The 14,298-nt window shown below is 56.8% G+C and carries 13 protein-coding genes and 1 pseudogene; 9 read left to right on the top strand and 5 right to left on the bottom strand.

What is annotated here, in order from left to right; translation table 11 throughout:
* Positions 1-5: 5 nt before the first annotated feature.
* Both ACIPZE_RS15980 and tssA read right to left on the bottom strand, forming a co-directional pair.
* Positions 6-101 (bottom strand): annotated as a pseudogene (locus ACIPZE_RS15980) (type VI secretion system contractile sheath small subunit); the annotation flags it as partial.
* A 32-nt stretch (positions 102-133) separates the two neighbouring features.
* Positions 134-1,696: a type VI secretion system protein TssA gene (gene tssA, locus ACIPZE_RS15975; protein ID WP_400773784.1), complete on the bottom strand. Its 1,563-nt coding sequence runs from the start codon at positions 1,694-1,696 to the stop codon at positions 134-136.
* A gap of 715 nt (positions 1,697-2,411) precedes the next feature.
* On the opposite strand from tssA, the gene tssI reads away from it, so the two are divergent.
* From tssI to ACIPZE_RS15930, 9 genes are all read left to right on the top strand, one after another.
* Positions 2,412-4,436, top strand: coding sequence for a type VI secretion system tip protein TssI/VgrG (tssI, locus tag ACIPZE_RS15970; RefSeq protein ID WP_400773782.1), 2,025 nt, complete (start codon positions 2,412-2,414; stop codon positions 4,434-4,436).
* A complete protein-coding gene (locus ACIPZE_RS15965) occupies positions 4,433-5,281 on the top strand; it encodes a DUF4123 domain-containing protein (protein ID WP_400773780.1) in 849 nt (282 codons plus the stop codon). The genes tssI and ACIPZE_RS15965 overlap by 4 nt, the downstream gene beginning before the upstream one ends.
* On the top strand, positions 5,278-6,069 hold the full coding sequence (locus ACIPZE_RS15960) for a hypothetical protein (protein WP_400773777.1): 792 nt from the start codon (positions 5,278-5,280) through the stop codon (positions 6,067-6,069). The genes ACIPZE_RS15965 and ACIPZE_RS15960 overlap by 4 nt, the downstream gene beginning before the upstream one ends.
* The gene (locus ACIPZE_RS15955) at positions 6,066-6,908 is read left to right on the top strand and encodes a hypothetical protein (RefSeq protein WP_400773775.1); all 843 of its coding nucleotides are present in this window, start codon (positions 6,066-6,068) and stop codon (positions 6,906-6,908) included. Before ACIPZE_RS15960 ends, ACIPZE_RS15955 begins: the two co-directional genes overlap by 4 nt.
* Complete coding sequence (locus ACIPZE_RS15950; RefSeq protein ID WP_400773772.1) at positions 6,905-9,241, top strand: lipase family protein; 2,337 nt, start codon at positions 6,905-6,907, stop codon at positions 9,239-9,241. Before ACIPZE_RS15955 ends, ACIPZE_RS15950 begins: the two co-directional genes overlap by 4 nt.
* 27 nt (positions 9,242-9,268) lie before the next feature.
* On the top strand, positions 9,269-9,889 hold the full coding sequence (locus ACIPZE_RS15945) for a hypothetical protein (protein ID WP_150707781.1): 621 nt from the start codon (positions 9,269-9,271) through the stop codon (positions 9,887-9,889).
* A 234-nt stretch (positions 9,890-10,123) separates the two neighbouring features.
* On the top strand, positions 10,124-10,756 hold the full coding sequence (locus ACIPZE_RS15940) for a CDP-alcohol phosphatidyltransferase family protein (RefSeq protein WP_400773769.1): 633 nt from the start codon (positions 10,124-10,126) through the stop codon (positions 10,754-10,756).
* Positions 10,743-11,342: a lysophospholipid acyltransferase family protein gene (locus ACIPZE_RS15935; RefSeq protein ID WP_400773767.1), complete on the top strand. Its 600-nt coding sequence runs from the start codon at positions 10,743-10,745 to the stop codon at positions 11,340-11,342. Before ACIPZE_RS15940 ends, ACIPZE_RS15935 begins: the two co-directional genes overlap by 14 nt.
* Positions 11,339-12,283, top strand: coding sequence for a phosphatidate cytidylyltransferase (locus ACIPZE_RS15930; protein ID WP_400773765.1), 945 nt, complete (start codon positions 11,339-11,341; stop codon positions 12,281-12,283). The genes ACIPZE_RS15935 and ACIPZE_RS15930 overlap by 4 nt, the downstream gene beginning before the upstream one ends.
* A gap of 99 nt (positions 12,284-12,382) precedes the next feature.
* Here the strand turns inward: ACIPZE_RS15930 and ACIPZE_RS15925 are convergent, their stop codons facing one another.
* The 3 genes from ACIPZE_RS15925 to ACIPZE_RS15915 all read right to left on the bottom strand — a co-directional run bounded on the left by ACIPZE_RS15925 (position 12,383) and on the right by ACIPZE_RS15915 (position 14,186).
* Positions 12,383-12,658, bottom strand: coding sequence for an HU family DNA-binding protein (locus ACIPZE_RS15925; RefSeq protein ID WP_003213368.1), 276 nt, complete (start codon positions 12,656-12,658; stop codon positions 12,383-12,385).
* Positions 12,659-12,848: 190 nt separating this feature from the next.
* A complete protein-coding gene (locus tag ACIPZE_RS15920) occupies positions 12,849-13,997 on the bottom strand; it encodes an NAD(P)/FAD-dependent oxidoreductase (RefSeq protein ID WP_400773763.1) in 1,149 nt (382 codons plus the stop codon).
* 21 nt (positions 13,998-14,018) lie between these two features.
* Entirely contained in the window at positions 14,019-14,186 is a 168-nt protein-coding gene (locus ACIPZE_RS15915) for a rubredoxin (protein ID WP_007954349.1), read from the bottom strand.
* Positions 14,187-14,298 lie beyond the last annotated feature (112 nt).

Raw genomic sequence — 14,298 nt, 5'->3', positions numbered from 1 at the left:
AGCTACAGCGGCAGCTCAATCTCTTCCTGAGCACCGCCGGTGGCGGGTTTGAAGGTGACGGTGAAGCGTTCCGTGTGGGCTACAGAGACTTCTTTGGCCATGGCTTTTCTCCTTGCGGTTGTGGCCCTGGGGCCTATTCGAGTACCACTTCGAGATCGAGGTGGCACAGCCTGCGATAAATCTCTTCCTTGCGTTCACGTACGGCATGGTTCTGCGGCAACAACTCGCAGCAGCTATGCAGTAAATGCAGCACTTCCAATGCAAGATCGGGCTCCCAGGCGTGCAGGCCTGAGTCCTGTAATGTCTGATCGAGGGTTTCCAGCTGGTTCTTGGCCAGTTCGTATTTCTTGGCCATGAAGCACAGCCTGGCGAGGGCGAACTGCCAGAAGAAGCGTTCGCGACCGCCGTGGGCCGATTGCAAACCCTGCTTGAGCGTCTGCACGGCAGGCTTCAGGCCTTCCTTGCGCAGCAGCGGCAGGACTTCTTCGAGGGCCTTTTCCCAGGCCGGCTGGGTTTCGACGTTTTCGCTTTCAACCTTGCGCGGCGCACTGGCGCTTTGCAGGTGCGGCATGACGTTGGCGGCGATCCACGCCCGGGTGGACGGATCGGCAAACGGCGCGCCGTCATGGAAGCGCAACTCGACAATGCCGGGCAGGCGCTGAATCAAAAGCGCGAAGTGGATTTCCACTTCGCGCATTGCCAACTCGGCGTTGAGGTTCTGGAGACATTCCCAGACCATCCTCTGGCCATCGAACCAGAACGGCGCCTTCGCCAGGCTCGCCTCCAGTTCCACCAGCAGGTCGGCGTATTTGCCCTGATCGAAACGGTCCTGATAGAGCTTGAGTTTTTCCAGCGGCAGACCGCGCAACACGGTGATCTGCTCGGCGTTACGCTCGGGCACCGCGTCGATGGTCATCCACAGCAGCGTGCGGTTCAGGCGCAGGGCGCGCAGGTCGGTGGCTTTCTGCTTGAGCCACCAGGCACACAGTGGCCGCGCGCTTTCCTGCTGGGCACGCAGGGCTTTGTGCGCCTCGCGTTCGTTGTCGATCGGCGCGCCGGGGGTGAGCAACTGGCTCGCCGCCTGTTTGACCTGGGCCACTGCTGCGCCCACCACACCGGGTGCCGGCTGATTGTCGGCGGCGCGCTGGATCATGGTTTTCAAGCGACGGGAAATCGGCAGTAGCAGCGGCGAATCATCACCCAGATGTTCCGCGCACGCCGCTTCGAGACCGGACAGGTGCTCGGAGAGCTGCCGGAACATCGGCAACTGCTCTTTGATCGCGATGTTTTCAGTGATGACCTGCTCAAGACGCGGCACCAGCCAGCCGATGGCGGCGGCACGGGTGCGGGCTTTGAGCGGGTGAACGTCGGCCCAGTGATTTTCCGACAGATGGTGCAGCAACCCGAGACCGGCAAGCAGCCCGGGGAAGGATTCACGCTGGTACAGCGACCAGGTCAGCCAGGCGCCGACACGCAAATCCTTGGATTGGGTACGCAGAAGATTTTCGCTGTTTTCGCGAATTTTCAGCCAGTCGATCTGCCCGCTTTCGTGCATCGACGAGGCGTTGGCCAGCTCGCTTTCCAGGGCCTCGAATTCGCTCGAAAAGCGTACGTCTTCGCCCGCGAAATTCTCTTTGGAAACAGAGACTTTAGCGAGTTCGAGGTAATGGGCGGAAAGTTTGCTTGAGTAGGACATCCATGGCCTTTATTAAGGATTACAGTCAGGCGCCTATTGGAGTTGCGGCGGCGCGGGACAGTATCGAAGAGCGGTGCAGCGACTCATCCAATTGAGATGTGCTCTTTCAAGTGGGCGCATCGTAATCACAATGATGGCCACTAGCAAGCATCTGATTAAACAACAAGACGAAGTGTTCATTGGGGTCTGTAGGAGATTGCCCTATATGTCGCAAGGGAATCCCTGAGCGTCATTTATATTCGCCGCATTTTCTTTTCCCCCGCCAAAACCTTGAGCTAGAGCGCTCTGCTGCTCCGACAAGGCATCTTGCCGGACGCCCGTCCCAATACACGGCGGCAAGCATGACAACTCTTGAAAAAAATAGAAGTAGGACTCTTCCTAAAATTCATCGGCTTCTTTGAACAATTCGGCGAAGACAATGATAAATGGGAAAAGTGCCATCAATTTGATGGCAAATTACTTTGTGAAACTTTCAGCACGCCGGAAACACTGCACATTCGTGCTAATTCAATAGTTATCGAACTCTCCCTCCTACAGTCATTTCCTTCAATTCATACAACACCTTACAACCCGGAAGACTCCGACAAATGTCAGAGACGGTTCTTACATCAATTTATTTCCCCCGCAGCTAGCGTGCCTTGGCAAATTTTTTACGCGTGGCGATCAGGGACGATCGAACACCGCGCATCGACTCATTTTGCTTAAGGACAAGCGTATGTTCAGTAAGGGCACTTGCGCGCTGTTTACGCTGCAGATCCCTGCTTTTCGTCATGACTTCAAGGTGCTTTCGTTTAACGGCGCTGAAGCCGTCAGCCAGCTGTATGCCATCCGTGTCGCACTGGTGAGCGAGCGGACTGATGTCGATCTGGAAGCGTTGCTAGGCCGACCTGCGTTCCTGCAATTCGGCGCCAATCAGGAAGGCATTCACGGGCGCATCGAAAATGTAATGCTGGCGGAGTCGGGCAAACGGCTGACTCGTTATGAGCTCACACTGGTGCCCGCGCTGCACTATCTGCAATTCAGTCGCGACCAACGGATTTTTCAGAACCTGACGGTGCCGGAAATCGTCGCGCAGGTTCTGCAACGGCACGGCATTCAGCCCGATGACTTCACTTTCAATGTCACTACCAGCGCGGTGCGTGAGTACTGCACGCAATACGGCGAAGACGATTTCCTCTTTATTCAGCGCTTGTGCGCCGAGGACGGCATCGCATGGCATCACCAGCACTCGGTCGACAGGCATTTGCTGGTGTTCAGCGACAGTCAGGTGTTCTTCCCCAAATTGGGTCCGACCTCCTTTCAGCCTGACAGTGGAATGGTTGCAGAACACCCCGTGGTCAACCATCTGACCATGGGGTTCAATACGCGCACCAGCACGATCACCCGTCGCGACTGCGACCTGAATCGCCCGAGCCTGTTGCTGGAGAGTCGCTTCACCGCCGAGTTCACACCCGAGCTCGAGGACTATCGCTATCCGCTGCTGATGACATCCGAGAAGCACGGCAAACAGCAAGTCCGTCACGTACTGGAACGACACCGCAGCGACTATCAATGGATTGAGGGCAAGAGCAATCAAGCGGCGTTGCGCAGCGGTCATCTTTTCGACTTGATCAAACATCCGCGACCGGACTGCAACGAGATGTGGTTGCTGTTGAACATCGCTCATGAAGGCAAGCAGCCCCACGTGCTGGAAGAGGCTTTCAGCAGCGATGACAAAACGGCTGATGGCTTCACTCAGGGTTATCGCAACACCTTCAAGGCCATCCCGGCCGACGTGCTTTACCGCCCGCCACTGCCAGCGCCAAGACCTGTGCTGGTTTGCCAGACCGCGCGAGTCACCGGGCCGCCAGGAGAAGAGATTTTCTGCGACAAATACGGCCGTGTACGCGTCGAGTTTCCTTGGGATCGCGCGGAACTCGATAGCGAAAAAAGCAGTTGCTGGTTACGCGTGGCCTCCAGCTGGGCCGGTGAAGGCTTCGGTGCGGTGTCCATTCCCCGGGTCGGGATGGAGGTGGTGGTGACCTTTCAGGAGGGCGACCCGGACCAACCGTTGATCACCGGCTGCGTGGTCAACAAAGTCACTGGCGTCGCTCATCCTTTGCCCGACAACAAGACCCGAACGGTGTTGCGCAGCCAGAGCTCACCGCGCAATGGCGGTTACAACGAGTTGTCGATCGAAGACCGTGCTGGCCAGGAGAAAATCTACCTGCGGGCTCAACGTGATCTGGAACAACTGATCCTCAACGACAGCCGCAACCTGATCACCCGCGACCACTTCGAGCAAGTGGGCAATGACAGCACCTGCCTGATCGAGGGCAAGACGTTGCGCACCCACCAAGGTGTGCGCAGTACTCAGATCAACGCCGATGATCTGCTGACCGTCAGCGGCATCAGCAGTCAAACGGTTGGAGCACTGGTGATTCAGGCCGGCCAGCAGGCGCATGTCACCGCGAGCAACGTGGTGATCGATGCTGGCATGAGCCTGACGCTGTCGGCGGGCGGACACCACATCGTCATCAACGCTGGCGGGATTTTCAGCAGCGTGCCGATCGTCGAGGGCGGTGCGCCGTTGGCGGGCATCGCGCCGCTACAGCCGCTGCAGGCAGTGGGCGCAATCGACCCTCCGGTCAGTGCCACACCGCTGTCGATCGTCAACAGTGCTCACCAGCAGGCGGCGGATTATTGCCCGCTGTGCGAAGCCTGTGCGGCTGGGCAGTGCGGCCTGGGAGAAGTCGCATGAACCGGGTCGAACAATGGCTGCACGAACAGCGCCGAGTAGGACGTGATCTGTTTCTGATGTTCGATACCGACGGGCAGAGCGAAGCACGCACCGCGCTGGCCGCCGATCTGGGTACGGACCAATTTCGTCATTTGTACGCGGGCACGGCGGCTGAATCATTGGCGCAGACCGGTCCGCTGCTGCTGCGCATCGACACGGCGCGCCACCCCGTCATCCAGGCATTGCTCGCCACCCCCGACCGCCATTGGGGTTGGCTGGCCAGTGCCGAGCATGTCGCTCTGGATGATCTGACAAGGCATTGGCACGAGCGCGTGGTGACCGGCGAACGCCCCAATCTGGCGGTGTATCGCGTGCATGACAACCGCGTGCTCGGACGCGCGCTGGCGCATCTGCAACCCGAGCAATACGCCACTTTGCTCGGGCCGATCAGCAGCGTCTGTTACTGGCACGCGGGGCAATGGAACGTCGCCGACAACCCGGATCCCGGCGAACACCCGCTGCCCATCGACCCGCCATGGCTGCAGACGCCCATACCGGAGCTGATTTACGCAAACGTGCTGTTCGACAACGCCCGCCGCTATCTGGTGGGCGAGCACACTGAAGCGATGGCCAAGCTCGCGGAGCAACTCGACATGGATGACTGGTTGTGGGGTCAGATTCAGCTGACGCGCCTGTGGAGCTGGCAGCAACCGGAGCAAGTGCACTTTTTGTTGACCCAAAGTCTTCAGCTATCGGGGTATGTGCTGCCCAAGTCATGGTTGCCGAAACCTGAAGAAGACCCGGCGGTGCATTTTGATCGGGTGTCTCAGCAGGTGCTGTATTGGCAGGAGAGCGGAGCCTTATGAGACGTGCATTTCAATTTCTGGCGCTCGGCGGTTGCATTGCCTTGACCGCGGGTTGCTCTGCGATTGGTACGCCGAACGCGTTTACTTTTGTTCCTGACCTTCCAACCAATTTCAAGTACGACCTGACGGCCACCTATGTGCCCGCCAAAGATCAAACATGCTCAGTACCCGGTGGAAAAGGTACTCAGCTTGGGTTCAACAAAACAAACATGAAATACAAAGTCACCTCCGTCGTCCCGCTTTACAGAACCGTAAGCGACTGCCCGCTTGCGCTGAACCATGTGGAGATCAAGGTCATCGGTGTTTTTGGCCCAGGACGTAGTAACAGCAGCTATGACTACGCCTCATTTGCTGTGCGACCGGAGTTGCTGGAGCGACAAATGGGTACTTTCAGAGATGACGAGACAGCTGAGTTCTTCGGTGAGTGCATGTGGTCTTTTCGCACGGTGGGCCCGAAGCGTTACCTGATCAAACTGCTGACCTGCAAAAAAATGGATGCGCAGGGCAATGTCGGGCGAAGCCGCCCTTCCACGGCGTACACGCTGACCCAGCTTTCTGGAAAAAAGGTAGTTCTGAATATCCAATTGTCCGAGCGGGAAAAGCCCGCTTTTGGTGACACCTGGGTGAAAGTGCCAGGCGGATGGAAGCGCTGCATGGGGAAAGCCTTTGAGGATCAGGATGCATTCTGTTTCGGCAATTACAAAGACTTCAGCACATTCAGGATGGTAGACGAGCGCATCTGCACCATTTACCCCGGCTGCACGGAAAACAAGGATGAGTACCCATGACGGATCAAACAACACCGCATTCGCAGGTGTATTTCCCCCACTTCAAACGAATCTTTCAGTGCCTGACATTGAGCACTTGCCTTGTTTTGACCTTGGGTTGTTCAGCTGTCAGCAAGCCAAACACATTCACCTTTGTTCCTGACTTTCCGCCTGACTTCAAATACGACCTGACCGCCACCTATGTTCCCGCGAAGGGACAAACATGTTCCGTACCGGGCGGAAGAGACACTCAACTTGGGTTCAACAAAACCAATATGGATTACGAAAGTTCTTCCGAAATTCCGCTTTATAGAACGGCCAGTGACTGCCCGTTGGCGCTGAATCACGTGGAGATCAAGATCATTGGCGTCATTGGCAGAGATAAAAAGCGCGACTATTTGGGCTATGACTACGCCTCGTTTGCCGTGCGCCCCGAGCTGCTGGAGCGCCAGATGGGTACATTCGGGAACGACAACACCGGAGAGTTTTTCGGTGAGTGCCAGTGGCTGTTCCGCACGGTTGGCCCAAAGCGCTACATCACAAAAATACTCACCTGCAAAAAAATGGATGCACAAGTCAAGGTCGGTAGAGGTCGGCCTTCCACGGCGTACACGCTGACTCAGCTAGCGGGGAAAACCGTAAGGCTGAAAATCAAGTTGTCCGACGAGGAGGAGCCCTATATGGGCGACACATGGGTAAAGCAGCCAAATGGATGGAAGCGTTGCATGGGAAAAGGCTTCGAAGATCAACATGCTTTTTGTTATGGCAATCACAAGGACTTCAGCACCTTCAGGATGGTGGACGAGCGCGTCTGCACCATTTACCCCGGCTGCACGGAAAGCAAGGATGAGACCCCATGAGCATTGAACCGTTAGATCCGAACGTCGCAGCCTTTATGCAAGGCGGCATCCACGCCTGCCCAAGGCGCGGGCATTCGACGAGTTTTCAATTAGTGGACGAATTTGGTGATGGCAAACCCTACGCCGGGTTGACCTACGAAATCATTGATCACGAGGACACCGTTTACACGGGCAAACTGGACGCTAAGGGATCCGGAAATGTGAAAAACCATTTTTGTGGGCCGGTGGTACTTAAGCTCACTCATTCGTATCAAGGAAGAAATGATGATTACAGCGAGTTGATTCGCAGAAAACACTACCCCCTCCCCATCACCGAACTCCAGGTGCGCGCCGAAAAAACCGGTTTCTTCAACAAATCAGGTGTACGCACCCAAGCCAATCCTGCAAAAGACCTTGCCGCAAACGCTGCCTATTACCAGGTTGAAGTGAGCGAACTGGTCAAGCATGTAGCGCACTTGCCGCCCATGGCAAAGCGAAGTGATCCGCCAAATATGGTGGTTCACAAACTCATGCGATCCGCACACAAAACCAGATCCTTTGCGCAGGTTGATGCAAGTGTCCCGGATAAAGGGGCAAGCGCGATCTTCAGTCAGGCAGACCGGGGTATGGTGGAGTTGGGTTTTTCCCCGCCCCCACCCAAACTTAAAGGCATTGCCTTGCTGCCTAACAAACATCATGTGCTCGAGGTGCGCCCCATGAGGGCGTTGCGCCCGATGTTGTCGACGAGCAATAAGTTCTGCGCACTCAACCTCTATCAACTGTCGCTGATGGCGACCCTGAGTTACACCGACTTCGGACAGGAGCCCAACACACAACCGGTCAAGACCGACAGTGTGAGTTTCCCCTTGCAGCCCAGCAGCGGCAACTGGTTTGGCCATGCCCTGCCGCAGTTTGATGAACTGTGGAAAGTCGATGCCCTGCAAACAAAGAAATTCTACCCCTTGTATGAGGAGGTTCCTTACTCGAAACGTCTGGAAGTGGTGCCGTTCGACCCACACCTCTATCCCGAGGTCAACGACCCGGCATTGGGTGATGAGCAGGAGCACCCGGCCAAGCTGCACTTTTTTGATGATCGCCAACAGGTCCAAAGCACGGACACACAAGCCTTCATCTTCCACCACGACGAGCTGATCCTCATCAGCGTGCGCGGCACCAGTGAAATATGGCCTGACGGCCTACGTGATGGCGATGCCTTTCAGGTTCCGTTCGAAGAAGGCGAAGGCAAAGTGCACCGAGGTTTCTACGGCGGGGCTCTGGCGGCATACCCCTTTATCGTGACCTATCTGGATAAGTTTTACAGCGGGCAAAAGCTGCTGATCACCGGGCATAGCCTGGGCGGTGCAGTGGCTTTGATACTGTCCGAAATGCTGCGCCGTGATAAGCGTTTCGACCCCGACATCGTGCTCTACACCTACGGCGCCCCGCGCGCCGGCGACACCACTTTCATTGAAAGTGCCAAGGCGTTGACCCACCACCGCATCGTCAACCAGAACGACCCGGTTCCGAGCGTTCCCGCCACATGGATGAACACCTTCGCCAATCCAAAGCCGATGTATATCGCCAATGGAGCAGTGCTGGTTATTACCCCCGCTGCCGGTTTTGCCTTGCTTGTCTGGGGAATGACCAACTTCTTCGGCGACGAATACGGCCACCACGGTGCACTGCGTCACTTCATGCCCGTGGTGTTTGGCAAGCAACACCAATCATCCATTCTCTGGCAGCCGGGCTGCAGCATCATCAATGATCACGGCTGTGCCGAAGCCTTGCGAAATATCAATGGCTTGCCCAAGCGCGGCTCTTTTCTGAAGCAGCTCTTCGCGGCAGGCGATCACTCAATGGTCGGCAGCTACATTCCCGGCTGCTGGGCCAGCTTGCGCCGCTGGCAGGAAGCACAGCAGCTCAAACGTTCTTTGGTCACGCCACGGGAGTTCGAATGGGTCAGCGGCGCATTGGACACTATCAGAAAGCAGCTGCGTGCCGTTGAGCGCGAGATCCAGGCTCACCCCAGCGCTTATGTCCGCCACGAGGAAAGAAATCACAAGGTCACGGTTCTCAACAATGAAATAGACAAAATCAAAATGACCCATGACCGCCTGGTCGCTTTGCGCGGCCAGCGCGTCACCGAAGCCGACGTTTATGGCAGCTACGCCGACCAGCCCGAGTGGGTGCAGGAAAACCTGCTGCGCTGGAACGCTCACCCGGAAAACCTCGTTGAGGAACAACTGGCAGTGATTCCGCCAGCCGCCGAGGACCACGATGCCGCTATCGCCGCAATGACCGGTGGGCATGCCGTTGGCGCGCCGTTTCAGCTAGATATTGATTCGTTCGTATGACTCAGTTTAGTCAACAAGGAAGCACTGATGCTCTCGCTAACTTCTAATCTGCACTTCGCCACTGCATCTCATCTGGTTCGTGCCTTGTTACTCACCAGCTTCATAATATTAACAACTGCATGCAGTTCGTTTTCCAAATCTGCAGTACTGAAAATTGATGTCCCTGCAAATTTTAGCGTTAACGCCGAGGCGTACTACCAACCAATTTCCCCGCATTACTGTTATGCACCCGACTACTACACACGTTACCCCAACCTTGGAGTCAAGAAATTTAGCCAATCCTCACAGTCCACTGCACAGGTCTCCAAATTCGACGTGAAACTACTCCCAAGCATTGGAGGCTGTCTCTCGCTGCTGAGCGGAATTAAGTTCTGGATCATGGATATGACCGAGGATCCAGAAAAGCTTGGCCTGAGCTCCGTATGGATACACCTTGATGACTTGGCCGATGAAGAAATGGAAAAGGTTGGAGCAGACGAAAGCTTGCTGTCAGTCGACTGTAAGTACGCAGACTCTCGATTAAGCAAAGTCTTTAAACAGGAACTTGAATGCAAAGGTCTGGCTACAAACGACGAAGTTTTGGGCACGCTAGGACTCGAACAACTCATGGATAAGACGTTGCGTTTAAGAGTTCGCATGACCGAATAGTCGACGTCTGCCCAGCACTTCGGCAGCAATGACTGCCGCATGCTGGACAACTGCTAATTCACCAGTCAAAGGCCTCAGACCTCCGTTGTCATGCCTTATTTCCTGGGGCTGCGCCTGCCCAAGGCCAGAGCATCATCTGAAAACCGTGGGCAAACAAAAGATAGTCAGGCGCTAAACCCCGTCGACGGTCACAATACAAACAACGCTATTCAGCACTGATACGGACATTGGCACATGGAAGAAAACAGAAGGCCCATCAAGACGCGTTCGGCGGGTTGGGCAAGGCGCATTACGGATGTGTTGGTCAAACGCGATATTTCCCCTAATCAAATCTCTGTCGTCAGCATGCTCTTCGCGCTGTTTGGCGCGATAACCCTGAACATCGACAACGGCGTGGCGGGTTCGATCTGCTGCATCATCGGCATTCAATTGCGCCTGTTGTGCAACCTGTTCGACGGCATGGTGGCCATCGAAGGCGGTAAGCAATCCGCCATCGGTAGCCTGTACAACGAGTTTCCCGATCGTGTTGCGGACAGTCTGCTGATCGTTGGGCTGGGTTACGCCATTGGGCAATCCGATCTTGGCTGGTTTGCTGCACTGGCCGCCGCGCTGACGGCGTATGTCCGGGTATTCGGTGGCTCTCTCGGTCTGACGCAGAGCTTCATGGGGCCGATGGCCAAGCAGCACCGGATGGCAGTGATGACGGTCGCGCTGGCGTTGAACGCGTTAGAAGCCAGCTATTACGCAACCCACTACGCTTTGCTTATCGCACTGGTGATTATTGCCATTGGCTCGGTTGTTACCTGCGGTACGCGAACACTCGCCATCGCCAGACAATTGAAGGGGAACGCTCATGTGGATCAGTAATGCGCTGATTTCGGTGCTGCGCTTCTTGATTGGTGTGACCGCTCGCTGGGAAAGCCCGCCAGACCTCACGCGCCAGCGTATCTACTACGCCAACCACACTAGCCACATGGACACACTGGCGATCATCGCCGCGTTGCCGCCGGAAGCGCGCCGGAACGTCAAACCGGTCGCCGCTGCCGATTACTGGGGCAAGAACCGCTTTCTCTCGTATATCTCGCAGAAGGGCTTGAATGCGGTATTGATCGAGCGTAATCCGGCGCCCGGCACCAACGTGCTGGAGCCGATCTTCGATGTGGTGCGGGCCGGTCACTCGATCATCATTTTCCCCGAGGGTACGCGTTCCACTCAGGCGCTGCCGGGGGAGTTCAAGTCCGGTATTTTCCGCTTGGCGGAAACCTTTCCCGATGTCGACCTGGTACCGATCTACCTGGAAAACCTGCATCGCTCGATGCCCAAAGGCAAACACGTGCCGCTGCCGATCATTTGTACGATCCGTATCGGCGACCCACTGCAAAGGATTGCCGGCGAAGAGAAACAGGCGTTTTTGGAACGGGCGCGTGAAGCCATCGTGAGGTTGTCGAAATGAGTCTGGAAACCAAATTCCTCTGGTTCTTTGCGGCCATCGCCGCACTGCTGGCGGTGGCTTCGCTTACTGGCCGAGTACTGGCCAAACGGGCCAAAAGTGAAAGCTCGATCTCGACTATCGAAAACCTCAATCAGCGTGTCAACGCGTGGTGGGGGATGGTCATTATCTTCTTCGTGTCCTGGCTGCTCGGACCGAATGCGACGGTGGTGCTGTTCGGCTTCATTTCGTTGTTTGCGCTGCGCGAGTTCATCACCCTGACGCCCACTGCGCGCGGTGACCACAACGCTTTGTTCTCGGCGTTTTTCATACTGATCCCGCTGCAATACCTGCTGATCGGCACCCATTGGTATTCGATGTTCACGCTGCTGGTGCCGGTGTATGCCTTCCTCTTGCTGCCTGCCATCGCCGTATTGAGCCAGGACACCGAGGGCTTTCTGGAGCGCACGGCAAAAATCCAGTGGGGCGTGATGATCTGCATCTACTGCATCAGTCATGCACCAGCTCTGTTGTTGCTCGAGCTTCAGGGATTCAGTGGCCAGAACGCGCTGCTGCTGTTTTATCTGGTGTTCGTGGTGCAGATGAGCGATGTCCTGCAGTACGTGTTCGGCAAGCTCTTCGGCAAACACAAGGTCGCGCCGCTGGTGAGCCCGTCGAAGACCGTTGAGGGGCTGATTGGTGGCGGACTTTCGGCCACGCTGATCGGTGGCTGCATGTTCTGGATGACGCCGTTCAGCTTTTGGCAATCGTTGCTGATGTCACTGGTGATTGTAGTGATGGGCTTTCTCGGCGGGCTGGTCATGTCCGCGATCAAACGCAGCCTGAGCGCTAAAGACTGGGGCACGATGATCAAAGGCCACGGCGGCATGCTCGATCGGATGGATTCGATTTGCTTCGCGGCACCGATCTTCTTCCACCTCACCCGGTATTTCTTTTCGGCCTGAGCCTGAATTCGCCAGCCACAAAAAATGGGCACCCGACCGCAATCGGTGTGCCCATTTTTTTATACGGTTCTCCCCTTTATTTAAGGAGTTCGCCCGCAATTAAGGATTAACGCTGTCTTTCAACGACTTGCCTGGCTTGAACGCAACGGTGTTGCTGGCCTTGATTTTCACCGGCTCGCCGGTTTGCGGGTTTTTGCCGGTGCGGGCGCCGCGGTGGCGTTGCAGGAAGGTGCCGAAGCCCACCAGCGTGACGCTGTCCTTGCGGTGCAGAGCGCCGGTGATTTCTTCGAGAACGGCGTTGAGTACGCGGTTGGCCTGTTCTTTGGTCAGATCTGCTTTTTCAGCGATTGCAGCGGCGAGTTCTGGTTTACGCATTAGTGAAGCCCCTTTGACGGTTTTTTGTTGTTATGTCCGTGCTGTTCTCGTTGGAACAGCGCCCAAGGCGCCGCAGGCTCTACTCTGCGGCAGACGGGAGTGAGAATGGCACGCGGACAAGGCCTGCGCCAGTCTCACTACGACCTTTGTGGGGGCAAAAGCGGGGTGATTCCGACAGAACGACCGGTATTTACGCCAGCAAGGCCGGAAGCTGTTTGTTCAGGGCGAGTTTTTCCATGACGGCGGCGCCCGTCAGCGCATAGCCGAGTAACTGACCGTCGGCGCCGTGGCACAGGGCCTTGATGTCGGCGCCCTGCCCTTCAACGGTCCAGCTGCCTTCGCTGCCGCGTGGCGGTGGCGAAACCACCAGTGGGCAAACCGGGGTTTTCACGGTGATCGGCATCGGGCCGTAGCTCACTGCGGTAGGGTTTCCTGCCAAGGTTTGTGCCAGCGCTCGCGCACAGCTCATGAGGGGCATTACGTACAGCAGATTCAGCCCATCGACCTCGGCGCAGTCGCCCAGGGCGTAGATGTTGGCGTGGGAAGTTTGCAGCTGACGATCGACTACGACGCCGCGATTGACCTGTACGCCGGCGGCCGCCGCCAGATCGATGCGTGGGCGCAGGCCAATGGCGGAAACCACCACATCACAGGCAATGACCTGGCCGTCGGACAAATGAGCCTCCAGGCCATCAACGACTTTGTGCAATCGGGTCAGTACCGGGCCGAGGTGGAATTTCGCCCCGAGGCCTTCCAGCCCAGCCTGCACCGCTGCCGCCGCCGCCGGGTGCAGCAGGGTCGGCATCACTTGTTCGCACGGCGCAACCAGTTGCACTTCATAGCCACCAAGGATCAGGTCGTTGGCGAATTCACAACCAATCAGGCCGGCACCCAACAGCAAAACGCGGCGTTTACCGGCCGCTGCAGCGCGGAAACGCGCGTAGTCTTCGAGATCGTTGATCGGGAAGACCAGATCCGCGCCATCGCCTTCGATGGGCACGCGCACGGTTTCTGCGCCCCAGGCGAGAATCAGGTCACGGTAGGCCACCGCTTCTTCACCGATCCACAAACGCTTGTGGCCGGCATCGATGCCGCTGATGCGCGTGTGCGTGCGCACTTCGGCCTTCAACTGCTCGGCCATGGCGCCGGGTTCGGCCATGCTCAGGCCATCCGCGTCCTTGTTCTTGCCGAAACCGGTGGAGAGCATCGGCTTGGAGTAAGAGCGACCGTCATCGGCGGTAATCAACAGCAGCGGGGTTTCGCTGTCGAGCTTGCGAAACTCGCGGGCCAGGTTGTAGCCCGCAAGGCCAGTGCCGATGACGACGACAGGTGCGCTCATGCCTTACTCCTTTGGATTTACTTAGTTGATTTCGATCATTTCGAAGTCCATCTTGCCGACACCGCAGTCCGGGCACAGCCAGTCTTCCGGCACGTCCTGCCACAGGGTGCCCGGCGCAATGCCGTCATCCGGCCAGCCGTCGGCTTCGTTGTAGATCAGGCCGCAGACCACACATTGCCACTTTTTCATTCAGGTACTTCCTCAGGGTTCAGGCTTATTGCCGGCGCGGACGGTCGATGGGTATTGCGCTGCCATCCGGCTCAGGGCGTTTTGTACTGATGGAGCCGGGCAGATGCAAGCC

This window comes from Pseudomonas sp. NPDC089741, from assembly GCF_044748825.1.
Classification (GTDB): domain Bacteria; phylum Pseudomonadota; class Gammaproteobacteria; order Pseudomonadales; family Pseudomonadaceae; genus Aquipseudomonas; species Aquipseudomonas helmanticensis.
Note: the sequence above shows the minus strand (reverse complement) of the source record. Positions and strands in the feature narration are given on the sequence as shown.

Bases quoted from the DNA above. Each gene is read 5' to 3' on its own strand.
- ACIPZE_RS15955 (WP_400773775.1), top strand. From the start codon at position 6,066: ATGACGGATCAAACAACACCGCATTCGCAGGTGTATTTCCCCCACTTC.
- ACIPZE_RS15940 (WP_400773769.1), top strand. From the start codon at position 10,124: ATGGAAGAAAACAGAAGGCCCATCAAGACGCGTTCGGCGGGTTGGGCA.
- ACIPZE_RS15935 (WP_400773767.1), top strand. From the start codon at position 10,743: ATGTGGATCAGTAATGCGCTGATTTCGGTGCTGCGCTTCTTGATTGGT.
- ACIPZE_RS15915 (WP_007954349.1), bottom strand. From the start codon at position 14,186: ATGAAAAAGTGGCAATGTGTGGTCTGCGGCCTGATCTACAACGAAGCC.
- ACIPZE_RS15945 (WP_150707781.1), top strand. From the start codon at position 9,269: ATGCTCTCGCTAACTTCTAATCTGCACTTCGCCACTGCATCTCATCTG.
- tssA (WP_400773784.1), bottom strand. From the start codon at position 1,696: ATGTCCTACTCAAGCAAACTTTCCGCCCATTACCTCGAACTCGCTAAA.
- tssI (WP_400773782.1), top strand. From the start codon at position 2,412: ATGTTCAGTAAGGGCACTTGCGCGCTGTTTACGCTGCAGATCCCTGCT.
- ACIPZE_RS15950 (WP_400773772.1), top strand. From the start codon at position 6,905: ATGAGCATTGAACCGTTAGATCCGAACGTCGCAGCCTTTATGCAAGGC.
- ACIPZE_RS15960 (WP_400773777.1), top strand. From the start codon at position 5,278: ATGAGACGTGCATTTCAATTTCTGGCGCTCGGCGGTTGCATTGCCTTG.
- ACIPZE_RS15965 (WP_400773780.1), top strand. From the start codon at position 4,433: ATGAACCGGGTCGAACAATGGCTGCACGAACAGCGCCGAGTAGGACGT.
- ACIPZE_RS15925 (WP_003213368.1), bottom strand. From the start codon at position 12,658: ATGCGTAAACCAGAACTCGCCGCTGCAATCGCTGAAAAAGCAGATCTG.
- ACIPZE_RS15930 (WP_400773765.1), top strand. From the start codon at position 11,339: ATGAGTCTGGAAACCAAATTCCTCTGGTTCTTTGCGGCCATCGCCGCA.
- ACIPZE_RS15920 (WP_400773763.1), bottom strand. From the start codon at position 13,997: ATGAGCGCACCTGTCGTCGTCATCGGCACTGGCCTTGCGGGCTACAAC.